The following is a 20,461-nucleotide window of genomic DNA, read 5'->3' as shown; positions in this document are numbered from 1 at the left end:
CGTGCTGGTGTGAATTCCGTGCGCCCCCTGGTTGGTCTCCTCGCCGTGGCGACATTGCTGGCCGGCTGCTCCACCAATCCGGATGCGGCCGCCCCGCAGTCGCCGACGGCGACGCCCTCGACCTCGCAGGAGCCACCCCTGGAGCAGGCCGCCCAGCCGCTGCCGGAGAACGCCGTCGCCGACGCCGTCGGGAAGATCGACGGTTTGGTCGACGACCTGATGAAGAAGTCCGGTATCCCCGGCATGGCCGTCGCCGTGGTGCACGGTGGAAAGACGGTGTATGCCAAGGGCTTCGGCGTCAAGGACGTGACCAAGGGGGACGATCCCGCCAACCGGGTGGACGCCGACACCGTGTTCCAGCTCGCGTCGCTGTCCAAACCGCTTGGGGCCACCGTGGTGGCACATCAGGTGGGAACCAACGCCATCGGTTGGGACACCCCGATCGTCGAGAAGCTGCCGTGGTTCGCGCTGTCGGATCCGGCGATCACCAAGCTCGTCACCGTCGGGGACATGTATTCGCATCGGTCCGGATTGCCCGATCACGCCGGCGATCTGCTCGAGGACCTGGGGTACGACCGGCGCTACGTGCTGGAGCATCTGCGCGACTATCCCCTCGATGCGTTTCGAACCTCCTACGCCTACACCAACTTCGGGCTGACCGCCGGCGCCGAGGCCGTCGCGACGGGCGCGGGCACGTCGTGGGAGGACCTCAGTCGAGACGTCCTCTACCAGCCGCTCGGAATGAACTCGACGAGCTCGCGCTTCGCCGATTACGCCGCGCGGCCGGACCGGGCCGTCGGCCACATCGACATCGACGGCCGCTATGAACCGAAGTACGTGCGCGACGCCCAGGCCGAGGCCCCGGCGGGCGGGATCAGCAGCTCGGTCGACGACCTGACCCACTGGATGACGATGATGCTGGGCAACGGCACCTACGAGGGCAAGACGATCGTCGACCCGAAGGCGCTGCTGCCGGCGCTGACCACCCAGAGCGTCTCCGATCGCGCGACGGACCCGTCGATGAGGTCGGGGTTCTATGGCTACGGCTTCAACGTGAGCACGACCTCGGACGCCCGCACCCAGCTCAGCCATTCGGGGGCGTTCGAGTTGGGCGCAGGCACCAACTTCCTGATGCTCCCGTCTGCCGACGTGGCGATCGTCGCGCTGACCAATGCCACCCCCGCCGGGGTGCCGGAGACGCTGACCGCCGAGTTCGCCGACCTGGTGCAGTTCGGCAAGGTGCGCACCGACTGGTACCCGCTGTACAACGGAGCCTTCGTCCAGATGGAGCAACCGCAGGGATCGCTGGCGGGCAAGCAGCCGCCGGCCAACCCCGCTCCGCCGAAACCCCTGACGGCCTACGTCGGTGACTACGCCAACCCGTTCTGGGGGTCGGCCCGCGTGACGGTCCAGGGTGACGGCTTGCAGGTTGCGTTGGGCCCCAAACTGGTGTTCCCACTCAAGCATTGGGACGGCGACGTGTTCGCCGCCAGCTTCGTCACGGAGAATTCCCCGCCGGGCAGCGTCTCCGCGGCGACGTTCGACGGCAACACTCTCAAGCTGGAGTACTACGACGAGGACGGCAAGGGCACGTTCGCCCGATGAGCGCTTAAGGTGGTGGCATGGGATTTCTTGACAAGATGAAGGACCTGGCGTCGAAGAACGCCGACAAGGTCGACATGGCGATCGAGAAGGCCGGCGACCTGGTCGACAAGAAGACGCAGGGCAAGTACGCGGGACAGGTGGACAAGGTGCAGGAGGCCGCGAAGAAGGCGGCCAGGGACAACGCCGGCACCACCGGGCCGAGCACCCAGCAGCCACCGGACTCCACCCCGCCCGCGGCGCCGGCTGGGCCTCCGCCGACCTCCTAAGCCATGGCGAAGCTCTCGGTCTCCGTCGACGTACCTCTGCCACCGGAGAAGGCCTGGGAGGCCGCCTCGGACCTGTCGCGGTACAAGGAGTGGCTCACCATTCACCGGGTGTGGCGAAGCACGTTGCCCGACACCCTGGAGAAGGGCACGAAGCTGGCCTCGGTCGTCGAAGTCAAGGGAATGATGAACCTGGTCCGGTGGACCATCGTCAGCTACAAGCCGCCGCAGTCGTTGACCCTCGACGGCGACGGCAAGGGCGGGGTCAAGGTCAAGTTGATCGGCCGGGTCAAGCCCGCCGGTGACGCGAACGGTTCCACCGTGACCTTCGACGTGCACCTGGGTGGGCCCGCGTTGTTCGGACCCATCGGGATGATCGTGGCCAGCTCGCTCAAGGGCGACATTCGAGAGTCGCTGGACAAGTTCAAGTCCGTCTTCGCCTGACCCTCCCCGCCGATTCGTGGAGTGTTGGCGGCGCTCACCGCCGCTAAGACTCCACGAATCGCGCCGATTGGGCGTCGAACTGCCCCTCGTGCAACGTCTCCAACAGTTCACGGTGCGGACCGACGAGGTAGGCGGTGTCACCGGCACGCAGGCGGGTGTCCCGGCGCGGGTGCAACATGACCTCGCCCGGGCGGTTCGCGATGGCGATCACCCGGGTCTGGGTGGACATGTCGGCCATTCGCAAACCGTCGAGTCGGCTGCCGGGTTCCACCTCGACACCCCCGACCATGAACGACTGCTGGCCCACCGAGAACGTGCCGAGGACCTCCAATCCCATCGCCGCGCCGATGAACCACGGCGCGGCGAGTTCGACCGTCGAGCGCACGTTCTCGAAGCCGAAGCGTTGGGCCACGGCCGCTCCCAGCGTGCGGTCGTAGACCCGTAGCACGACCGGTACGCCCGGGCGATCCGCCGACCGCAGCCAGCGGTCACCCAGCCTCTCGCGAAGCACGATGCCCGTCTCGATGTTCACCATGTCGTCCTGGGTCAGCACGGCCACCGCCACGGCGTCGTCGATGCGGGCGGAGTCCAGGGTCTGCGGCAGTGTGGCGTCGCCGAAGATCACCGGCACGTCGAGTTGGGCCGCCGACGACAGATAACGGTTGTCGCGGCTCTGCTCCACCACGACGACGTCGTGACCCGCGGCCTTCAGATCGGCCACCACGCGGATGCCGAACGAGCCCAGCCCGACGACCACGACGTGATCGGTCAGGTCGCGCACCTTTCGTCGCCCGGCGTTCTGCGCGATGCGTCGTGACAACAGGAGATCGGCGACGAACGCCATCAACACGGCCGTGGTCGTGACCCCGGCGAACATCAACGCGATGCCGAACAGTCGTAACCACGTTGGCTGGTCGACGAAGCTGAAGTCGCCGTAGCCGACGGTGGCGATGGTCTCGGTCGAGAAGTACAGCGCGTCGACGATGCTCATCCCGGGCCGGTGATATGCGAAGCGCAACAGCACGGTGGCGCCGAGCAACAGGCTCATCGACACGGCCAAGGCCTTGAAGAAGTTCGGATTCACGTCGTCGCGAAATGCGCGCAGGGCGTTGGCGACCGGCTTGAGCGGTGACCGTCGTGGGTCCGCATCGGCTCCCCGCCGCGCGGCCACGGCGATGCCTTGGGCGGCCAGCTCGTCGGCCGTCCCGATCATCGCCGTCCAGTCCCCGGGTGCGACGCGTTCGTCGCGTCCGGGACACGGCACCACCGTTCCGGGGTCGGCGGACCGGTCACCCCGCACCACGGCCACCGGAGCCAGGTCTCCGAAGATCTCTCGCAGAGAGGCGGGCCGTGGCGCGGTGGTGCCGGAGACGACGAATTCGACACCGGCGACGGTGATCGAGTGCGTGGTGCGCGACAGGCAGGCCTCGACGACCGACGGAGCTGCCACGTCGGCGACGTCCAGGATGGCACCCGGGCCGTTTCCGATGGCGACGGCTTCTCGCAGGACGCCGTTGGAAAGGCGGGCGACGACGCGCACGTTGGCGTTCGATTGCCTTGCCAGGAGGGCAATCTCGAGGTTGAGTGCGTCGTCGTCGGCGGCGCAGATCACGGCGCCGGCGGTGCCGATACCGGCGCCGACCAGGTCGGCGGAGCGCTCGATGACCGCGATCTCGCGACCGGCACTGCGGAGCTGTTCGACGATGCGCAACCCCAGCGGATCGTCGCCGCAGACGATGATGTGCCCCTCCATGGGGAGACGGTACTTCGGAAAGTCTGACTGCGAGGGACGAAGATGGACCCATGCCCACCGCGAAGATCTACGTCAAGGCCTGTGTCAACGGTGCTCGCACCCCCGATCAGCACCCGAATCTGCCGGTCACCCCGGAGCAGTTGGCCGCTGCGGCCGTGGAAGCCCACGAGGCCGGCGCCCAGGCCGTCCACATGCACCCCAAGACACCCGACGGCAAGGATTCGCTGGAGCCCGACGTCGTGGCGGCTGCGGTGACCGCCGTGCGGGCCGCCGTGCCCGGGCTCCCGCTGGGCGTGACGACCGGGTTCTGGGCGTTGCCCGATCCGGAGGCCCGGCGCCGGGCGGTCGAGGCGTGGACGGTGCTTCCGGACTTCGCCTCGCTGAACTGGCACGAGCCCGGCTCACCGGAGCTCGCCGACGTCCTGCTCGGCAAGGGCCTCGGTGTCGAGATCGGGCTGTTCCACCTGGAGGCCGCCGCGTCGTGGGCGGAGTCGAAGATGGTGCAGCACTGCATGCGGGTGATGGTCGAGCTGCAGGGGCACGAGGACGTTGCCGTCGCCGACGCGATGCTGGAGCGGATCGCGGCGGCGAATTCGCCTGCGCCGGTGTTGTTGCACGGTCTCGACGACAGTTGCTGGCCGCTGCTCGAGCACGCGGGTGTCTGTGGTGTGCAGACCCGCATCGGCATGGAGGACACCTTGAAGCTGCCCGACGGCTCGGTGGCTCCTGGAAATGCCGCGCTGGTGTCGGCGGCGGTGGAGTTGCTCAGTCGGTAGGCGGACCGAGAGCGAAGTCGGCGAAGTCGAAACCGGGCACGACGACGCAGCCGACCAATGTGGGTTCTGCATCGCGGGGCACTGCGCGCTGCCAATGCCCCGGGGGCACGACCACCTGGGGATGCTCGCCTGCCGCGACGTCGTTTCCTAGCAGATGGGTTGTGGCGGAGTCTCTCTCGGCTCCGATCTCCAGCAGCAGGGGGCTGCCGCGATGGTGGAACCACAGCTCGGCGCTGCGCACCGTGTGCCACGCCGACTGCTGTCCAGGCATCAACAGGAACAGGATGGCGGTTCCCGCACTCCGCGGGCCGGCGTAGTCGGGTGGCAATGCGGGCTGTCCCAGGGTCAGGTCGCTGCGCCAGGTCTCTCGGTACCAGCCTCCCTCGGGGTGCGGCGACAGGTCGAGTTTCCTCGCCCATTCCGGGAGATCGCTCATGCCGTCAGCCTACGTCGCGGTGGCCGGCGGACCCGATACGCTCGTCGCATGGCTCGCCTGCGTCCGGGATGGTTCGTCGTGCTGTGCGCGGCGGTGCTCCTGGTCAGCGCGTGGTTGCCGTGGTTGGTCACCAGCGCCGACGGTGGCGGTCGGGCGAACGCGATCGGCGGGAAGTTCGGCGTCATCGGCGTGCCGCCCAACGGGTTCGGGGTGGGACAGCTCATCGTCGTGCTGAGTTCGGTGCTGGCCGTGGCCGCGGCGATGTCGGCGCGCAGTCTTCGGCCCAAGCTCGCTTCGACTGCCGCGCTTGGTATCTCGGTGGTCCTGGCCGTGCTGGTGCTGTGGTACTACCGGCTCTACGTCGGCAATCCCATCGGCGCGGGTTACGGGCTGTACGTCGGTGGAGGAGCGGTGGTTGCCGCCGCGGTACTGTCGGTGTTCGCCATGGTGGCGGCCTGGGCCGAGATGGGACGAGACGGATGACCGGCTTCGTCGAACCCGTGGTCCTCACCGGGGATCGCTGGGTGCGCCTGGAGCCGTTGACTCAGGCCCATGCACCCGAGATCGCCGAGGCCGCAGGCGACGTGCGGCCGCTGTGGTTCACCAGCGCTCCCACCACGGACACGGCGCAGGAGTGGATCGACGGGCGGTTGGCGGTGCAGCACCCCGACACCGGCTTGACGTTCGTCGTCCGGGACGCCCACGGCGCGGTGGTCGGGTCGTCGAGCTATTGCCACGTGGACCCACCCAACCGCCGGCTGGAGATCGGATACACCTGGTACCGGCAGGCCGTGCGTAGGTCGGGCGTCAACACCGAATGCAAACTGTTGATGCTCGGGCATGCATTCAATCAGTTGGGTTGCGTGGCAGTCGAATTCCGCACGCACTTCTTCAACTCGACCAGTCGCGCAGCCATCGAGCGCCTTGGCGCCAAGCGGGACGGCATCCTCCGCAGTCACCAACTGTTGCCGGACGGCTCACGGCGCGACACGGTCGTCTATTCGATTTTGGACGGCGAGTGGCCGTCGGTGCGCAACAACTTGAGGTTCCGACTGGATCGGTGACGACGCCGCCGACGTCGTCACCGATCCTGAGTCGGGTTCTAACCGGCGTCGACCGTGTTCGCCGCGATGGACGTCTGGTCGTTGCCATGGGCGATCTGCACCTTGCGGGGCTTGGCCCTCTCCGCGATCGGAATCGTCACCGACAGCACGCCGTTCTCGTAGGTCGCACTGATCGCAGTCGCGTCGACCCCGTCGCCGAGTGATAGCTGCCTGCGGTAGGTGCCGAAGAACCTCTCGTTGGTCAGCCACTGCACGGAGTCCTCGCTGCGCGCGGTCCGATGCGCCGAGATCGTCAGCGTGCCACCGTCCACGTCGATGTCGACCGATCCGGGATCCACACCGGGCAGGTCGGCGGTCAGCAGATAGTGGTCGCCGACCTTGCAGAGGTCCATCGGCATGAATCGAGGACTGCGGTTCGATCCGGTCTGGCCGTTGAGCAGGCCGCGGGTCAACACGTCGAAGTCACCGAACGGATCAAAACGAAGCACAGCAATGCACCTCCCTCGTCGAATCGATGCCCGCCACCGCGGCGGGCCGTCAATCACTGTGCACCTCGAAATTTAGCACTCTCGACATGAGAGTGCCAAGTATTTTCTTCGAAGAATCTTGGCGACCGTCGAGGCCAGTGCCGGAGTGCCGCAACGACATCGGGCCTAGGGCCGCCTCGCCACCTCGGCACCGCGCAACGGCTCGGCGCACTGATCGCAGGCCAGTACGGCCTCGAAGGCGTCACCGCACGTCTCGTGCCGTAGGACGACGGCGGGACCCTCCGGTGCGGCGAACCAGCGTTGTGCCCATTGCAGTGACGTCACCAGGATGGCGAACGTGGCTAGACCCTTCTCGGTGAGCAGATAGCGACCGCCGGTGGCGTCCAGGACGCCATTTCCGCTGAGGATCTGAAGCCGATCGGTCAGCGACCCGGGCGGGGCACCGAGGAGGCCGGCGAAGTCGCCGAATCGGGTGGTGCCGACGAACGCGGCGACCAGAATGGCGAAGGCCCAGCGGTTTCCGAGGATGTCCATGGTCTCCGGGAAGAGTCCCGCCCGTCCCACGGCCTGCGACGCCGAGCGACGGCGCGTCGACTCGGCCGGCATGGAGCGCGACCACGATCCGCTCGGACCCCAGGCGGCGGTCAGTTCCTTCTCCGTGACGACCTGCCGACACGTCCGGCACGTGACCTGCGGTGAGAAGTCCGCATCACAGCCGAGGTGACGCATTGTGGGCAGGTGCTCGGCATGCTCGGGCACCCACCGGCGTTCCCACTGCCAGATCGTCGTCAGGACGGGCCACAACGATCGGCCGCGCGCCGTCGGCACGTATTCGTATCGCGGGGGCCGGTTCTGGTAGAGCCGCCGCATCAACAGACCGTCGGCCGTCATCGTGTTCAACCGGCGTGTGAGCACCGCGTGCGAGATCGGCAGGTTGGCCGCGAAGTCGCCGTAGCGGGTCACCCCGAGCAGCGCCTGCTGAGCGATCAGCAGTGTCCACTCGTCGCCGAGGACGCCCAGCATTCGGCCGACGGCGTTGACGCTCCGCGGCTCCACTACAGGCCGATTGCCTCGGCCGCGGTGTCGGTCTGCTGCCAGCGGCGCAGCTCGGACCCGGGTGCCCACGTCGAGTGGGTCCCGCTGGAAACCCGTTCCGGCAGAGCCAGAGTGCACACCGGGCCGTCGCCCACCCGGGCGGCGTCGAACACCAGGCAGTAGGACGCGTCGGCGTTCATGTCGGTGGTGATGGTGACGAGGTAGCCGTCGTCCTCGGCGGCGCTTCCAATTCGGGGAGCCATCGCCGTCTCGCTGCCGTAGACCCCGTCGGCGAAGCGGTAGCTCTCCTCGGATCCGGTCGTCAGATCGTGCTTGACCAAGCCGTCGAACAGGAACCACCCGGGCTTGCCGGTCGCGGCGTAGGCATACCGGTACTGCGCTCCCGCGTAGCCGGGGTTGATCATGCCGAACTCGGTGATGGAATCCGACAGTTGCTCCTCGCGCACCGCGCCGGTGACGAGGTTGAACCGCCAGCGGTGCAGCCGGGCCTGCATGCGGTCCAGCGCGAGGAAGCGAAATGCACGCTGCCACTTGTCGCCGAGTCCATTGTCGCTCGGCTCGGGGTCGCCCTGATAGAACCCGTCGAGCACGATCTCGTCGCCGTCTTCGAAGGCGTTGGTGAAGTGCAGGACGTAGGTCGGGTCGGCCTCGAACCACTGGACCTGTGAGGTCGCGCCGCGCCGCGGGATCACGGCGAAGCGTGACGGCATGTCCGCGTGGAAGCGCGCCACGTGCGCGTTGCGGGCCAGATACTCCGGCTCCCAGAACAACGGAAAGTCGTTCAGGATTGCGTAGTTCTCGGTGAAGGCCATGTCGTGAGGCAGGCGCGGACCCGGCAGTGGCACGTCGACGTAGTGCACCAGGCGGTCGTCGGCGTCGACGACGCCGTAGTGCATGAACGGATCCTGCTTGGAGTAGTTGAAGAACAACATCTCACCGGTCTTGTCGTCGACCTTCGGATGCGCCGACACGCCCCAGTCGACGGGGAACGCCCCGTTCCACTGCGCCTTGCCGAGGGTGTCACCGGTGAACGGGTCGACCCGGTAGAGGTCGCCGCACTGGTAGAAGCTGGTCAGCGCGGTACCCCGGTGCACGATCACGTCGGTGCTCGAGGCGTCCTTCATCAACGTCCGGGCCCCCCAGCCGTAGTCGCGCTTGGCCAACCCGACCGGTTCTGCGAGCCCGGGCCACAGCGGGCCACCGGCATCGTTCTCCTCGGCGAACCCGTCGGTGCGGACGAACCTGTTGCGGTAGAACGCCTTTCCGTCGCGGAATCCGACGACGTGCACCATGCCGTCCCCGTCGAAGGGGTGGTAGGCCTTCATCGCCGGATGCAGCGGGTTCTCCGTGTTGCGCAGGTAGACCCCGTCGAGGTCGCGCGGAAGCTCACCGGCGACGACGGTGAGGTCGTCGGCGTCCCACTCGGTCGACTGTGGTCGCCACGGCCCGGTGCGGTAGGGATGGTCGTCCTCGTCGGGCAACGTCGACAGGAACTTGCCGACCACTTCAACGTTCACGCGCTACTCCTCGACCGAACCGACGACGAAACTGACGGTGGTGGCCGTGCTGCCACCGAAGTTCAGGGTGCCGAAGGTGGCTGCCCCGTCGACCTGGTACTCACCGGCGGAGCCGCTGACCTGTTTGGCCGCGTCGAGGAGCATGCGGACCCCCGACGCCCCCACGGGATGGCCGCCACCGATCAACCCGCCGCTGGGGTTGATCGGCAGCCGTCCGCCCATCTCGATCTCGCCGTTCTCGATGGCCTTCCAGGATTCGCCGGGACCGGTCAGGCCGATGTGGTCGATGGCGAGGTATTCGCTGGGGGTGAAGCAGTCGTGTACCTCGAAGCCGTCCAGATCCTCCAGCGTCACCCGGGCCCGTCGAAATGCGTCGTGCACGGCGCCGCGTACGTGCGGCATCACGTAATCGTCGTCGTCGGCGGATCGGTCGAGCTTCTGGCGCATGCCCAGGCCCACCGTGCGGTGCCCCCAGCCGTCGATCCGAGCCAGCGGTCGGGCCGAGGGATGGTCACGCAGGTAGCGGTCGGTGACGAGGACGACGCCGGAGCCCCCGTCGGTCATCTGACTGCAGTCGAAGCGACGGATCCGCCCCTCGACGACCGGGTTGGTCGCGTCGTCGTCGGTGAAGTGGGCCGGCACCGTCCAGTCGCGAGTCTGCGCGTTGGGGTTGCGGCGGGCGTTGTCGAAGTTGAGCGAGGCGATGGCCCGCAGGTGGCCCTCGTCGAGGCCGTAACGGCGGTCGTACTCGTCGGCGACCGTCGAGAACATGGACGGCCACATGAAACGGGCGTCATGGCCCTCGTGGCCGGTCCACGCGGCCGCGCCGAGGTACTGCGCGGCGGTGTCACCAGCCACGGTCTTCTCCAGTTCCACGCCGAGGACGAGGGCCGTCTCGTAGGCCCCGGAACGCAGGTCGGCGATGGCCGCGAGCACGGCGATGCTGCCGGACGCGCAGGCGGCCTCGTGGCGGGAGGACGGGGTGTCCCACAGGTCGTCCACCACGGTCGCCGGCATGGCGCCGAGGTGGCCCTGGGCGGCGAACATCTCGCCGAAGGCGTTGCCGACGTGGACGACGCCGACGTCGACGGCGTCGATTCCTGCGGCGTCGAGCGTCGCGGTCACGATCTCGGCGGTGAGGCTGGCGAAGTCGCCGCCCTCACGCGTCAGATTTCGGGCGAAGTCGCTCTGGTATCCACCGAGCACCCACACGTCGGAAACGGACATCCCCGGACGCTACTACAACTAGCAGAGTGACCGGGTCGCGTTTTGGTCGTTGAGGCGGTCTCGCCGGCTCTAGTCTGAACCGGGCGAGACCTCGGCGTGCTTCAGTGTCGACACTGAAGCACACCTGCTTGGCCGGATTCCCCTGCTCGGCGGTCACAAACGTGCTCTGCGATGGAGATAGCGTGCAAAATGCAGTCATGAAGTCGAAGAACCACGACCTCGCCATGCGCATGGCGGAGTTGGCGCGGGTCACCGCGCTGCGAAAGGTCGACGACGTGCTGGCGGACGTGACCGCCACCGCCAAGGAACTCATCCCCGGCGTGGACGTCGCCGGCGTCCTGCTCATCGGCAAGGCCGGATCCTTCGAGACGCTCGCCCCGACCAGCGAACTGATGTTCAAGCTCGACGAGTTGCAGATGCGCTACAGCGAAGGTCCCTGCGTCGAGGCGGCCCTCGACGAGATCGTCGTCCGCACCGACGACTTCCGCGACGAACCCCGCTTTCCGAACTACGCCCCGGCCGTCGTGGAACTCGGCATCCTCAGCGCCCTGTCGTTCAAGCTGTACACCGCCGATCGCACCGCCGGCGCACTCAACCTTTTCGGTCACGCACCCAAGCTGTGGGACAGCGAGGCCGAGTCGATCGGGATGATCCTGGCCGCCCACGCCGCCGCCGCCATCCTCGCGAGCCGAGAGGGCGAGCAGTTGCAATCGGCTCTGTCGACGCGCGATCGGATCGGGCAAGCGAAGGGCATCATCATGGAGCGCTTCAAGATCGACGACGTGCGTGCGTTCTCGATGCTTCGTCAGCTGTCCCAGGACACCAACACCAAGTTGCTCGACGTCGCCCAGCGGGTCATCGACACTCGCGGGGAGTAGTCGCCGCGACGACTAGGGCTCGAGGAGGTCCATCTCCGCGGGAGTCGTGCCGGCGATCGGCTGGGAGACGAAGCTGCGGGTCGTCAGCGGTCCGCCGAAGGACTGCAGCAGGCCGCCGGCATCGTTGCGGCCCAGGTCGATGGGCTCGAAGCCCAAGTGGTCGACCAGTTCGGCGACGTCGCGATTGGCGTCGGGGGAGTTGCCGCTCAGGAAGGCCACGCGTCGGCCACCCCGTCCGTCGGCGGGGTCGCGCGCGAGCACCTTGGCCCAGGTGTGGCCGAAGGCCTTTACCAGGCGCGCGTTGACTGCCCACTCGGCGATCAGATCCGAGGACGGCCGACCGCCGAGATCGGCTGGTGAGAAGTCGGAGTAGTCGATGGCGTTGGTCGCGTCGACGATGATGCGTCGTTCCCAATCCGGCACCTGCTCGACCAATTCGCGGACGGCCTCGAAAGGCGTTGCCAGAATGACGATGTCGGCGCGGAGTGCGTCGGCAACCTCGACGGCGGACACCGAGGATCCGAGTCCGCGCACCAGGGGCGCGATCGCATCGACTCCGCGTGCTGCCGAGAGTCCGACGGGCAGTCCGGCGCGGGCGAACGCCTTGGCGACCGCCGACCCGATGTTGCCCGCACCGACGATCGCGTGCCGCATGCGAGTGCTCCGTTCTGTAGTGGCCATGACAAAATTACCGTAACAGATCTCGGTGCCTCCGGGATCGACCGCCACCGGCGCTAGATCCAACCCCCGAAACACCGACATACCGTTGTCGCCACCGTGTCCGAGGCTGTCGTCATGAACGAGAACACGAAGACGATGGATGGGAATGTGTCTGCCTCCGACGCGGGGCTCGAGGTGTGGTTGACGATGTGGAACTCAGACGGCGAGATCGCGCGCCGAATCTGCAGCCACGACTTCCGAATTCACTTCCTCAACTCCGAGGCGGACGGGTCCAATCCGGGTGACGACGTCCTTGGCCCGGACGGTTTCACCCGGTACCTGAAGGGCTATCACGAACGGCACCCGGGAGTGGTGTTCAGCGAGGTGGCCCGGGCCGTGGACGGCGCGCACGGGCGGATGCTGTGGAACGTCCGGACCGACCGGGGTGCCGCCGGTGGCGTGGACGTCTTCGACTTCACCGACGACGGGCTGATCCGCGAGGTGTGGTCGGTGGGTGGCACGCGCCCGCATCAGCGCTGAGGTCGGGAAGACTCACCGTCATGAGGAGAGCCGAGCGGTTGTACGCACTGGTCGACCTGCTGCGCGCGTCACGGCGGCCGTTGTCGGCCGCCCGGCTCTCCGGGGAGTTCGAGGTGTCCACGCGCACGATCGAGCGCGATGTCCAGTCTCTGCAGCTCGCCGGCGTTCCGATCTACGCCGATCACGGAGTGGCGGGCGGATATTCGATTCTTCGTGAGCACTCCCTGCCTCCGCTGAACCTGACGACGCCGGAGTCGTTGGCAGTGCTCGCGGGACTCGCCCTGCTGGAGACCTCGCCCTACGGTGCGGCAGCACGGCGGGCCAGGGCGAAGGTGCTCGCCATCAGCCGAGAGGATCAGCTCGCTCCCGTCGACGAGGCGCTGGCGTCGATGTTCGTCATCGACTCCCAGCCAGCGTCCGAGCCGGCGACGGCGCTGATTCCCGAGGCGATCGCCGCGCGGCGAGTCACCCGATTGGTGTACGCCTCGGAGGACGGCGCGAGTGAGACCATCCGCGACGTGGAGGCGATGGGCCTGCTGCGCGGGGGTGACTCGTGGATGTTCGTGGGCTGGTGCCGACTGCGCGAAGGCATCCGCGGCTTTCATCTCGAGCGCATCCGCCACCTGGAGATCACCAACGAGGTCTTCCCCGAACGGGATTCAGCGGTGCTCGAGGCGGATCTGTCGCGATGGCGCACTCGGCGACTGGGCTGACGGCCCGACTCGATTGCCGACCCGGGTAGTCGCGAACGAGCCCGCACGGGTCGCGATTGCGCCCGCCGGCTCGATTTTCTCTCACGGCCCGGCGTCAGGTGAAGGTTCTCCGGCACGTTTGTGCATGCAGGCCACGGGTAAGCGGAGGTTAGGGTCGCCCCGATGGCGGCGCTCGTGCCCTTCGCCAGACCCCCGAAGCAGCCACTCCCTCTGATGAAGGTTGCTTCGTGTTCACATCCCATCCCACCGACACCTCGCAGTCGCGGCCGAAGTACGTCGCCCTGCAATGGATCGCGCTAGCCCTCGGGGTGATCTTCCTCATCGTCGGCGTGCTGAGTTTCATTCCCGGAGTCACCCATCACTACGACGAGCTCACCCTGACCGGCCACCACTCCGAGGCCGCACTCCTCGGGGTACTCGACGTGTCGGTGGTGCGCAACGTGGTGCACCTGCTCTTCGGTGTCGGTGGTATTGCGTTGGCCCGCAAGTCCAGTGGTGCCCGCAAGTACCTGCTGGGCGGCGGGCTGGTGTACCTGGTGGTGTTCTTCTACGGCCTAGTCATCGACCACGACAGCACCGCCGCCGTCCTTCCCGACAACGACACCGACAACTGGCTGCACCTCGCGACAGCGGTGCTGATGGTCGTGCTCGGCGCCGTTCCAGGTCTCAACCGCCGTGCCGTCGATCACCACGCAGAACCCAACACCGGGCCATAGCGACGAGGGCGACCGGTCGCCCGCAATGCGTTGCGTCATTTGACATCACCATCCGTGCACCGAATCCGTTGCACGCAAGCATCACCGGAGGAGAATCATGTACCTGCACACTCAAGAATTCATCAATGAGATCGCCGTAGACGAGCCCAACCCGGCCGCGGCGAATGCGCTTCAAGAGGGTCTGGGCGGTCAGTTCGGCGAGATGCGAACGATGATGCAGTACCTGTTTCAGAGCATCAACTTTCGCGGCGATGCCGCCTCGAAGCCGTACAAGGATCTGATTCAGGGGGTGGGGACCGAGGAAATCAGTCACGTGGAGTTGATCGGCACCACCATCGCTCGGCTGCTGGACGGAGCCCCCGGGTATGAGGGCAAGCCCACCGATCCGGTGGACGAGCCGGGCGCCCAGGGCGCCACCCCGCTGAACATCGCCCTGGACACCGGAAACATCCACCACTTCCTGGTTGGTGCACAGGGGGCACTGCCGAAGGATTCGGCGGGTAACCCGTGGAGCGGTGCGTACGTCTACAACAGCGGCAACCTGATCCTGGACCTGCTCTACAACTTGATGCTCGAATCCACTGGGCGCCTACAGAAGTGCCGGATCTACCAAATGACCGACAACAAGACCGCCCGGTCCACCCTGGCCTATCTCATCGTTCGCGACCAAGCCCACGAGAACGCCTTCGCCAAGGCGCTGGAGAGTCTCGGGGTCAACTGGGGTGCGACGTTGCCAATCCCGAAGACCAACGCCGAGCAGTTCCCGGAAGTCAAGAAGCTCGTAGACCTTGGGTTGCAGAGCATTCAGTACACGTTCAGCGCCGATGACAAGAGCCAGGCGGGAAAGCTCTTCCGCGGTGCCTCACCGTCGAACGACGGCACCGAACTCAGTACCGCCGTCATGCCCGAGGGCTATCCGATGACCATCGCACCCGAACGCCGCGAGGAATTCTCACCCGGATTGGACAAGGATCTGCTGGCGCTGATTCAGGCCACAGCGGAAGCCGAGATCGCCGGCAACGACACCAGCGGTTAGATCCTCCTGCGGGTGGCATGGCCACCCGCAGGAGCGCCCAATGAAATGGAGTGACAATGACATTCGTCGACCGCGTCAAGAGAACGGCCGCCCGGCTGGCCCGGCACGCCAAGGACGAACACAATGCCCGTCAGGAGAAGTCCGAATCCGACATCACCCCCGACCCGGGTGTCGCCGGTGCGCGGGCCAATACCGACGGCAATGACGGCAGTTACGTCGGCCGTACCAATCCTCAATTCGACGCCGAGGTCCAACAAAGCGGCGCCGAGGCCCGCAGCGAAGCCGCCCGCAACGGCGAAGGCGGCAGCTAGACGCAATCCCCTCTGCGGTGCGCTCGGCGACACCGCAGGACTCCAACGTCATCACCAATTGCTCATGGGAGCTCGACATGACTCAAAACTCGAATTTGGCAAGGCTTTCCGCCGAAGGCGTCTCGGTGTGGCTCGATGACCTGTCCCGCGAGCGCCTGCAATCGGGCAACCTCCGACAGCTGATCGACACCCGCAGCGTGGTGGGCGTGACGACCAATCCGTCGATCTTCCAGGCCGCATTGTCCAAGGGCGATGCGTACGACGCCCAGATTGCCGAACTTGCCGAGCGTGGCGCCGACATCGACGCTGCCATCACCGCCATCACCACCGACGACGTCCGCAACGCTTGCGACGTGTTCGCCGAGGTGTTCGCGGCATCCGACGGCGTCGATGGCCGCGTGTCCATCGAGGTCGATCCGCGCTTGGCCCATGATGCCGACAAGACGATCCTCCAGGCCGTCGAGCTCTGGAAGACCGTCGACCGGCCGAACCTGCTAATCAAGATCCCGGCGATGGAAGACGGCCTTCCCGCGATCACTGCGGTCATCGCCGAGGGCATCTCCGTCAACGTCACCTTGATCTTCTCCGTGGAGCGGTACCGCTTGGTGATGGACGCCTACCTAGCCGGTCTGGAGAAGGCCAAGGAGGCTGGCCACGACCTGTCCACGATCCATTCCGTGGCATCGTTCTTCGTCTCCCGGGTGGACGCCGAGATCGACGAGCGTCTCGAGATCCTGGCCACCGAAGAGGCGCTGGAGTTGCGGGGCAAGGCCGGGGTGGCCAACGCCCGACTGGCGTACGCCGCTTACCAGGAGGTCTTCGAGGACGGTGACCGGTTCGCCAGACTGCTCGCCGACGGTGCCCGGGCACAGCGGCCGTTGTGGGCGTCGACCGGGGTGAAGAACCCGCGCTACTCCGACACCATGTACGTCACCGAGCTGGTCGCCAAGAACACGGTCAACACCATGCCCGAAAAGACCATCGACGCCGTCGCCGACCACGGTGACATCACCGGCGACACCATCAGCGGCACCATGACGACGACGAGTGTGCTCGACAGGCTTGCCTCCATCGGCATCGACCTCACCGACGTCTTCCTCACGTTGGAGAACGAAGGCGTGGACAAGTTCAAGGTGGCGTGGCGGGAATTGTTCGACACCGCGCAGCAGCAGCTCGACGCCGCGACCTAAGGAGGCCAGCGTGGCGGAGTGCCGGATGACGGCGGTCGCCCCGGAGGGCACGGCCGTCAAGAGTGCAGCGACGAACGTGGTGCCCCCGGCATGATTCGAACATGCGACACCGGCTTTAGGAGAGCCGTGCTCTATCCCCTGAGCTACGGGGGCGGACCGGATCGCAGCATACCGAAGTCGCCGCCAAGTCCGTGTTTCTCCAGGTCGGGACTTGGCTATCCACCACCATGAGTACTTCCAAGAAGGCCAAGCACGCCGTCGACGAGCTCGCGGGTCGCGTCAAGGAGAACCTCGGCGAGATCACCGGGAACGACCGCCTTCGCACCGAGGGCAAGGTCGACCAGGTCAAGGCTCGCGTCAAGAAGTCGGGTGACCGGCTCGTGGACGCCATCCGCGGGCGCTGATCAGCGCAGCAGCTCGATCACCTTTGCGAACGCCTCCGCGTGCGGCTGCTGCACGGTGATGTAGGTGACCCCGTAGGCGTCTCGGTAGCGGCGGATCTCCTCGGCGATGTCGGCGGGTGAGCCAACCAGGACGCCCGGGGTGCGCAGCAGTTCCTCGTCGCTCAGGTGCGGCAGGAAGCGTCGAGTGATCGACAGGTCGGGCATGCCCGAGTCGTCGATCGGCATTGCGGTGACGGCGATGTTCAGCTCCAAGTCCTCGAAGCGGTCGCCAGCGGCGGCGCGAATGAAGTCGATCCGCTCGGCCAGCGGGTCGCCGTCGGGGCTCTGCGGGTCCCCGCCCGTCAGACCGATGACGTGGGCTCGTCGGGCGGCGATCGTCAGCACGCGATTCCCGTTGCCGGCAATCAAGATTGGCACGTCGGGAGCATGTTCGCCGATGTACTCGACCACGTGGCGCAGGTGGTCGACGCGCTCACGGGCACTAGGGAACGGAATCTCTGCCGCGGCGAACTCCGCCTCGACGTAGCCGGTGCCCAACCCGAGTTCCAGCCGACCGCCGGTGAGATCGTGCATTGCCATGACGTCACGTGCCAGCAGCGCGGCCTTGTAGAACCCCGCGTTGAGCACGAAGGTGCCGACGTGCAGCCTCTCGGTGGCGGCCGCCGCTGTCATCAACGTCGGGAACGGCGCGGGGCCGCCCAGGTGGTCCGGCACGTGCAGCACGTCGTAGCCCATGTCCTCCGCGCGGTGCGCCCAGTCCTGCACCGACGACTGCCGCGGGGCGGCGTGCAAACCGAACCCGAATCGAGGCGCTCGCGCCATGCCCCCGAGCTTAGGTGTCGGTTCGACAACGGATGTTTGGTCCCGCTGAGGTCGGGGCAATTGACATTTCGAGCCGCGCACCTCACCGCGCGCGTCGATAGGAGTGACACCCTGATCCGGCCCGTTGTGAACGATCCGATGGGCCGGATCAACACTCCCGAACCCCCCACCTATGGCGTGGAGGAAGAGTTCCTTCTTGTCGATGCCACGACGGGCGAGCCCGCACCGCTAAACGTGGTCGTCGCCGAGTACGCCCGCCGCCGCGGCGTCGACCTCGAACTCGAACTGACCAGCTGCCAGGTCGAGACCACCTCAGAGGTGGCCCACACGAGTTCGGATCTTCGTCGCGAGCTGACCAGGCTGCGCCGCGGCGCAGCCGAAGCGGCGGCCGAAGCCGGTGCTCGCCTGCTCGCAGTCGCCTTGTCGCCCACCCTTCCGCAGCACTTCCCCGTCACGGACAAGCCGCGTTACGGCAAGATCGCCGAGCGCTTCGGGATGATCGCCCACGAACAGGGCATCTCGGGATGCCACGTCCACGTGGCGGTCTCCGACCGCGAGGTCGCCGTCCGGGTGGGCAGCCGGTTGCGGCCCTGGCTGCCGCTGCTGCTGGCGCTCACTGCCAACTCGGCGGTGTACCGCAACGCCGACACCGGCCACGCCAGCTGGCGCAGCGTCCTGTGGGCACGGTGGCCCAGCGCCGGTCCACCACCGCACTTCGACTCCGCCGCCGAGTACGACGCCGCCGTCGAGGAGATGCTGGCGACCGGAGCGATGCTCGACGACGGCATGGTCTATTGGGACGTGCGTCCGTCGGCCACCTTCCCGACCGTGGAAGTCCGCGTCGCAGACGTGCCGGCCACCGTCGCCGATACGGTCCTGTTCGCCACGCTGGTCAGGGCGCTGGTCATGACCGTCCTCGCCGATGATGAGCCCGGGCCGCCCATCGCGGCACACGTGCTCAAGGCGGCGTATTGGGCGGCTGCCCGCTACGGACTCGAAGGTCAGTTGGTCGACCTCCCCGGCGACGGCGCTCGGCGGCCCGCCGCCGACCTGCTCCACGGCCTCGTCGAACACGTATTGCCGGCCCTGACCACGATTGGCGACGTCGACGTGGTGCGGGCCGAGGTAGCCCGAGTGCTCACCACCGGCAACGGGGCCACCAGACAACGGCGGGCGTGGCAGCGGCGAGAGGACGTCGCCGACGTCGTCGCCGAGGTGGCCGCGACGACCGTCGAGGGGCTGTGAGTCAGACCAGTGGAAGCTCGGCGAACGCCGGCGCCGTCGGCGTCGACGACCCGCCGCTCGGCTCGACGGTGAAGGCCAACGTCGTCGACCCGTCCAGGTCCGGCAGGACCGCGGTGGTCGAGGGTGCGACGGCGGCGGAGTCCATGGTTCCGGCTGATTCCGGGCCCTTCGCGCCGACCAACCACATCTGGTACACCGTGCCCGTCTTTGGCGGTTCGACGTTGTTCATCACCAGGACCGCCGCGTTGCGTTCCCGGGAGAACACCACGGTGGCCGTGCCGCCGGTCGGAATGGGCCCGGACACGGTCCGCACGTCTGGTGCGGCGAAGATCTGTTCGGCTGCCGACGGCTTGGGTTCGGGCCGAACGGCGATGCCGACCCCGACCGCGCCCAGCCCAATGGCCACCGCGGCGGCCGCGGCAACGGCGGCAGCCCGCCAGCGCGTCGACTGCGGGCGCATCTCGATGACCTTGCCCTCGCTGCCGACGGCGGCGAGCAGGCGGTCCCGCAGGTGGCTCGGTGGCTCCTGCGCCGTCGTCGCGGACAGCCGTGCCATCGTCTCGCGCACCACCCGGACCTCGTCGGCGAAGGCGATCGCGACGGGTGGTGGCACGTGGGTCAGCTGTCGGTCGATGTCGTCCAACTCGGACTGCAGCATGGCGTGCAACGCATAGGGCGTTGCGAGAACGAGCAGGTCGTTGGCGTTTGGTTCGGTCACGAGACCCCCAGACACTTCCGCAAACCACGGATGCCATCTCGCATCCGTGACTTAATGGTCGCAAGGTTTGCCGACAAGCGCTCTGATACCTGCACATAGGTCAGGCCTTCGTAATACGCCAGCTGAATGCATTCGCGCTGCGGATCGGTCAGCGAAGCCAGGCATTCGGTGACTTGACGCTGCTCATCGAGCTGAATCACCGCCTCGGCGACGCGGTCGGCGGGCAATTCCACGTTGGCGGCGCCGTAGCGGGACTCGCGCTGGGTGGACGACTGCTCGGATCGCACGCGATCCACGGCGCGACGGTGCGCCAGCGTCATCAGCCACGCCAGGGGCGTTCCCGCGGCGGGGTTGTAGGTCGCGGCGTTGCGCCAGACCTGGAGGTAGACGTCCTGCGTGGTCTCCTCGCTGTAGCCGGGATCGCGCAGGACGCGCACCACGAGGCCGAACACCCGCGCGCGGGTGTGGTCGTAGAACGCAGCAAATGCCTCGACGTCCTGTTCTGCCACCCGGCGCAGCAAAGCGTCGAGGTCGGCTGTCACGCCGCGAAGTGTACTGGGCTGCGCGAGCGTAGTCACCGGAACCACCCTCTGGCCGGG

25 protein-coding genes and 1 tRNA gene are annotated in these 20,461 nt (G+C 67.1%); 15 read left to right on the top strand and 11 right to left on the bottom strand.

Going from position 1 to position 20,461, the window contains the following annotated elements; translation table 11 throughout:
• Nucleotides 1–9: 9 nt before the first annotated feature.
• From ABZ195_RS04935 to ABZ195_RS04925, 3 genes are read left to right on the top strand one after another with little or no spacing between them, the layout of a single operon-like run.
• Nucleotides 10–1,605, top strand: coding sequence for a serine hydrolase (locus tag ABZ195_RS04935; protein ID WP_355215423.1), 1,596 nt, complete (start codon nucleotides 10–12; stop codon nucleotides 1,603–1,605).
• 17 nt (nucleotides 1,606–1,622) lie between these two features.
• Nucleotides 1,623–1,871 (top strand): antitoxin, encoded by a 249-nt coding sequence (locus ABZ195_RS04930; RefSeq protein ID WP_355215421.1) that lies wholly within the window; start codon nucleotides 1,623–1,625, stop codon nucleotides 1,869–1,871.
• 3 nt (nucleotides 1,872–1,874) lie between these two features.
• Nucleotides 1,875–2,312: an SRPBCC family protein gene (locus ABZ195_RS04925; protein ID WP_355215419.1), complete on the top strand. Its 438-nt coding sequence runs from the start codon at nucleotides 1,875–1,877 to the stop codon at nucleotides 2,310–2,312.
• A 43-nt stretch (nucleotides 2,313–2,355) separates the two neighbouring features.
• Here the strand turns inward: ABZ195_RS04925 and ABZ195_RS04920 are convergent, their stop codons facing one another.
• Entirely contained in the window at nucleotides 2,356–4,065 is a 1,710-nt protein-coding gene (locus ABZ195_RS04920) for an NAD-binding protein (protein WP_355215417.1), read from the bottom strand.
• A 50-nt stretch (nucleotides 4,066–4,115) separates the two neighbouring features.
• Here ABZ195_RS04920 and ABZ195_RS04915 point away from each other — a divergent pair, with 50 nt between their 5' ends.
• On the top strand, nucleotides 4,116–4,841 hold the full coding sequence (locus ABZ195_RS04915) for a 3-keto-5-aminohexanoate cleavage protein (protein ID WP_355215415.1): 726 nt from the start codon (nucleotides 4,116–4,118) through the stop codon (nucleotides 4,839–4,841).
• Here the strand turns inward: ABZ195_RS04915 and ABZ195_RS04910 are convergent.
• Nucleotides 4,831–5,277: a cupin domain-containing protein gene (locus tag ABZ195_RS04910; protein ID WP_355215413.1), complete on the bottom strand. Its 447-nt coding sequence runs from the start codon at nucleotides 5,275–5,277 to the stop codon at nucleotides 4,831–4,833. The two genes, ABZ195_RS04915 and ABZ195_RS04910, sit on opposite strands and share 11 nt — an antisense overlap.
• A gap of 48 nt (nucleotides 5,278–5,325) precedes the next feature.
• Here ABZ195_RS04910 and ABZ195_RS04905 point away from each other — a divergent pair, with 48 nt between their 5' ends.
• Both ABZ195_RS04905 and ABZ195_RS04900 read left to right on the top strand, forming a co-directional pair.
• Entirely contained in the window at nucleotides 5,326–5,760 is a 435-nt protein-coding gene (locus ABZ195_RS04905) for a hypothetical protein (protein ID WP_355215411.1), read from the top strand.
• Nucleotides 5,757–6,341, top strand: coding sequence for a GNAT family N-acetyltransferase (locus ABZ195_RS04900; RefSeq protein WP_355215409.1), 585 nt, complete (start codon nucleotides 5,757–5,759; stop codon nucleotides 6,339–6,341). The genes ABZ195_RS04905 and ABZ195_RS04900 overlap by 4 nt, the downstream gene beginning before the upstream one ends.
• A 38-nt stretch (nucleotides 6,342–6,379) precedes the next feature.
• On the opposite strand, the gene ABZ195_RS04895 is transcribed toward ABZ195_RS04900, so the two are convergent.
• The 4 genes from ABZ195_RS04895 to ABZ195_RS04880 form a co-directional block, all read right to left on the bottom strand.
• Complete coding sequence (locus ABZ195_RS04895) at nucleotides 6,380–6,829, bottom strand: Hsp20/alpha crystallin family protein (RefSeq protein ID WP_355215407.1); 450 nt, start codon at nucleotides 6,827–6,829, stop codon at nucleotides 6,380–6,382.
• A 165-nt stretch (nucleotides 6,830–6,994) separates the two neighbouring features.
• The gene (locus ABZ195_RS04890) at nucleotides 6,995–7,852 is read right to left on the bottom strand and encodes a helix-turn-helix domain-containing protein (RefSeq protein WP_355216071.1); all 858 of its coding nucleotides are present in this window, start codon (nucleotides 7,850–7,852) and stop codon (nucleotides 6,995–6,997) included.
• A 32-nt stretch (nucleotides 7,853–7,884) separates the two neighbouring features.
• The gene (locus ABZ195_RS04885; RefSeq protein ID WP_355215406.1) at nucleotides 7,885–9,402 is read right to left on the bottom strand and encodes a carotenoid oxygenase family protein; all 1,518 of its coding nucleotides are present in this window, start codon (nucleotides 9,400–9,402) and stop codon (nucleotides 7,885–7,887) included.
• A 3-nt stretch (nucleotides 9,403–9,405) separates the two neighbouring features.
• Nucleotides 9,406–10,629 (bottom strand): acetyl-CoA acetyltransferase, encoded by a 1,224-nt coding sequence (locus ABZ195_RS04880; protein WP_355215404.1) that lies wholly within the window; start codon nucleotides 10,627–10,629, stop codon nucleotides 9,406–9,408.
• 197 nt (nucleotides 10,630–10,826) lie between these two features.
• Between ABZ195_RS04880 and ABZ195_RS04875 the strand changes: the two genes are divergently transcribed.
• Nucleotides 10,827–11,507 (top strand): GAF and ANTAR domain-containing protein, encoded by a 681-nt coding sequence (locus tag ABZ195_RS04875; protein WP_355215402.1) that lies wholly within the window; start codon nucleotides 10,827–10,829, stop codon nucleotides 11,505–11,507.
• Between the two features lie 12 nt (nucleotides 11,508–11,519).
• Here the strand turns inward: ABZ195_RS04875 and ABZ195_RS04870 are convergent, their stop codons facing one another.
• Nucleotides 11,520–12,188: an NAD(P)-binding domain-containing protein gene (locus ABZ195_RS04870; protein ID WP_355215401.1), complete on the bottom strand. Its 669-nt coding sequence runs from the start codon at nucleotides 12,186–12,188 to the stop codon at nucleotides 11,520–11,522.
• A gap of 114 nt (nucleotides 12,189–12,302) precedes the next feature.
• On the opposite strand from ABZ195_RS04870, the gene ABZ195_RS04865 reads away from it, so the two are divergent.
• From ABZ195_RS04865 to tal, 6 genes are all read left to right on the top strand, one after another.
• Complete coding sequence (locus ABZ195_RS04865; RefSeq protein ID WP_355215399.1) at nucleotides 12,303–12,707, top strand: nuclear transport factor 2 family protein; 405 nt, start codon at nucleotides 12,303–12,305, stop codon at nucleotides 12,705–12,707.
• Between the two features lie 20 nt (nucleotides 12,708–12,727).
• On the top strand, nucleotides 12,728–13,420 hold the full coding sequence (locus tag ABZ195_RS04860) for a WYL domain-containing protein (protein ID WP_355215397.1): 693 nt from the start codon (nucleotides 12,728–12,730) through the stop codon (nucleotides 13,418–13,420).
• Between the two features lie 227 nt (nucleotides 13,421–13,647).
• On the top strand, nucleotides 13,648–14,136 hold the full coding sequence (locus ABZ195_RS04855; RefSeq protein ID WP_355215393.1) for a DUF4383 domain-containing protein: 489 nt from the start codon (nucleotides 13,648–13,650) through the stop codon (nucleotides 14,134–14,136).
• A 97-nt stretch (nucleotides 14,137–14,233) separates the two neighbouring features.
• Nucleotides 14,234–15,172 (top strand): manganese catalase family protein, encoded by a 939-nt coding sequence (locus ABZ195_RS04850; RefSeq protein ID WP_355215391.1) that lies wholly within the window; start codon nucleotides 14,234–14,236, stop codon nucleotides 15,170–15,172.
• Between the two features lie 56 nt (nucleotides 15,173–15,228).
• A complete protein-coding gene (locus tag ABZ195_RS04845; RefSeq protein WP_355215389.1) occupies nucleotides 15,229–15,483 on the top strand; it encodes a hypothetical protein in 255 nt (84 codons plus the stop codon).
• A gap of 77 nt (nucleotides 15,484–15,560) precedes the next feature.
• Nucleotides 15,561–16,673, top strand: a complete 1,113-nt coding sequence (tal, locus tag ABZ195_RS04840) for a transaldolase (RefSeq protein ID WP_355215387.1) — start codon at nucleotides 15,561–15,563, stop codon at nucleotides 16,671–16,673.
• Nucleotides 16,674–16,750: 77 nt separating this feature from the next.
• Here the strand turns inward: tal and ABZ195_RS04835 are convergent.
• A tRNA-Arg gene (locus tag ABZ195_RS04835) sits at nucleotides 16,751–16,826 on the bottom strand.
• A 74-nt stretch (nucleotides 16,827–16,900) separates the two neighbouring features.
• Here ABZ195_RS04835 and ABZ195_RS04830 point away from each other — a divergent pair.
• A complete protein-coding gene (locus tag ABZ195_RS04830; RefSeq protein ID WP_355215385.1) occupies nucleotides 16,901–17,077 on the top strand; it encodes a CsbD family protein in 177 nt (58 codons plus the stop codon).
• Here ABZ195_RS04830 and ABZ195_RS04825 read toward each other — a convergent pair whose 3' ends face one another.
• The gene (locus ABZ195_RS04825) at nucleotides 17,078–17,899 is read right to left on the bottom strand and encodes an LLM class F420-dependent oxidoreductase (protein ID WP_355215383.1); all 822 of its coding nucleotides are present in this window, start codon (nucleotides 17,897–17,899) and stop codon (nucleotides 17,078–17,080) included.
• A 138-nt stretch (nucleotides 17,900–18,037) separates the two neighbouring features.
• Here ABZ195_RS04825 and ABZ195_RS04820 point away from each other — a divergent pair, with 138 nt between their 5' ends.
• Nucleotides 18,038–19,144: a glutamate--cysteine ligase gene (locus ABZ195_RS04820; protein WP_355216069.1), complete on the top strand. Its 1,107-nt coding sequence runs from the start codon at nucleotides 18,038–18,040 to the stop codon at nucleotides 19,142–19,144.
• Between the two features lies 1 nt (nucleotide 19,145).
• Here ABZ195_RS04820 and ABZ195_RS04815 read toward each other — a convergent pair whose 3' ends face one another.
• Both ABZ195_RS04815 and ABZ195_RS04810 read right to left on the bottom strand, forming a co-directional pair.
• On the bottom strand, nucleotides 19,146–19,862 hold the full coding sequence (locus ABZ195_RS04815) for an anti-sigma factor (protein ID WP_355215381.1): 717 nt from the start codon (nucleotides 19,860–19,862) through the stop codon (nucleotides 19,146–19,148).
• Nucleotides 19,859–20,440, bottom strand: a complete 582-nt coding sequence (locus ABZ195_RS04810; RefSeq protein ID WP_355215379.1) for a sigma-70 family RNA polymerase sigma factor — start codon at nucleotides 20,438–20,440, stop codon at nucleotides 19,859–19,861. The genes ABZ195_RS04815 and ABZ195_RS04810 overlap by 4 nt, the downstream gene beginning before the upstream one ends.
• Nucleotides 20,441–20,461: the final 21 nt, after the last annotated feature.

The organism is Mycobacterium sp. NPDC006124 (genome assembly GCF_040614235.1).
Taxonomy (GTDB): Bacteria; Actinomycetota; Actinomycetes; order Mycobacteriales; family Mycobacteriaceae; genus Mycobacterium.
Note: the sequence above shows the minus strand (reverse complement) of the source record. Positions and strands in the feature narration are given on the sequence as shown.

Bases quoted from the DNA above. Each gene is read 5' to 3' on its own strand.
- ABZ195_RS04845 (WP_355215389.1), top strand. From the start codon at position 15,229: ATGACATTCGTCGACCGCGTCAAGAGAACGGCCGCCCGGCTGGCCCGG.
- ABZ195_RS04925 (WP_355215419.1), top strand. From the start codon at position 1,875: ATGGCGAAGCTCTCGGTCTCCGTCGACGTACCTCTGCCACCGGAGAAG.
- ABZ195_RS04905 (WP_355215411.1), top strand. From the start codon at position 5,326: ATGGCTCGCCTGCGTCCGGGATGGTTCGTCGTGCTGTGCGCGGCGGTG.
- ABZ195_RS04915 (WP_355215415.1), top strand. From the start codon at position 4,116: ATGCCCACCGCGAAGATCTACGTCAAGGCCTGTGTCAACGGTGCTCGC.
- ABZ195_RS04875 (WP_355215402.1), top strand. From the start codon at position 10,827: ATGAAGTCGAAGAACCACGACCTCGCCATGCGCATGGCGGAGTTGGCG.
- ABZ195_RS04830 (WP_355215385.1), top strand. From the start codon at position 16,901: ATGAGTACTTCCAAGAAGGCCAAGCACGCCGTCGACGAGCTCGCGGGT.
- ABZ195_RS04870 (WP_355215401.1), bottom strand. From the start codon at position 12,188: ATGGCCACTACAGAACGGAGCACTCGCATGCGGCACGCGATCGTCGGT.
- ABZ195_RS04860 (WP_355215397.1), top strand. From the start codon at position 12,728: ATGAGGAGAGCCGAGCGGTTGTACGCACTGGTCGACCTGCTGCGCGCG.
- ABZ195_RS04850 (WP_355215391.1), top strand. From the start codon at position 14,234: ATGTACCTGCACACTCAAGAATTCATCAATGAGATCGCCGTAGACGAG.
- ABZ195_RS04890 (WP_355216071.1), bottom strand. From the start codon at position 7,852: ATGCTGGGCGTCCTCGGCGACGAGTGGACACTGCTGATCGCTCAGCAG.
- ABZ195_RS04820 (WP_355216069.1), top strand. From the start codon at position 18,038: ATGGGCCGGATCAACACTCCCGAACCCCCCACCTATGGCGTGGAGGAA.
- ABZ195_RS04930 (WP_355215421.1), top strand. From the start codon at position 1,623: ATGGGATTTCTTGACAAGATGAAGGACCTGGCGTCGAAGAACGCCGAC.
- ABZ195_RS04920 (WP_355215417.1), bottom strand. From the start codon at position 4,065: ATGGAGGGGCACATCATCGTCTGCGGCGACGATCCGCTGGGGTTGCGC.
- ABZ195_RS04865 (WP_355215399.1), top strand. From the start codon at position 12,303: ATGAACGAGAACACGAAGACGATGGATGGGAATGTGTCTGCCTCCGAC.
- ABZ195_RS04900 (WP_355215409.1), top strand. From the start codon at position 5,757: ATGACCGGCTTCGTCGAACCCGTGGTCCTCACCGGGGATCGCTGGGTG.
- ABZ195_RS04825 (WP_355215383.1), bottom strand. From the start codon at position 17,899: ATGGCGCGAGCGCCTCGATTCGGGTTCGGTTTGCACGCCGCCCCGCGG.
- tal (WP_355215387.1), top strand. From the start codon at position 15,561: ATGACTCAAAACTCGAATTTGGCAAGGCTTTCCGCCGAAGGCGTCTCG.
- ABZ195_RS04910 (WP_355215413.1), bottom strand. From the start codon at position 5,277: ATGAGCGATCTCCCGGAATGGGCGAGGAAACTCGACCTGTCGCCGCAC.
- ABZ195_RS04880 (WP_355215404.1), bottom strand. From the start codon at position 10,629: ATGTCCGTTTCCGACGTGTGGGTGCTCGGTGGATACCAGAGCGACTTC.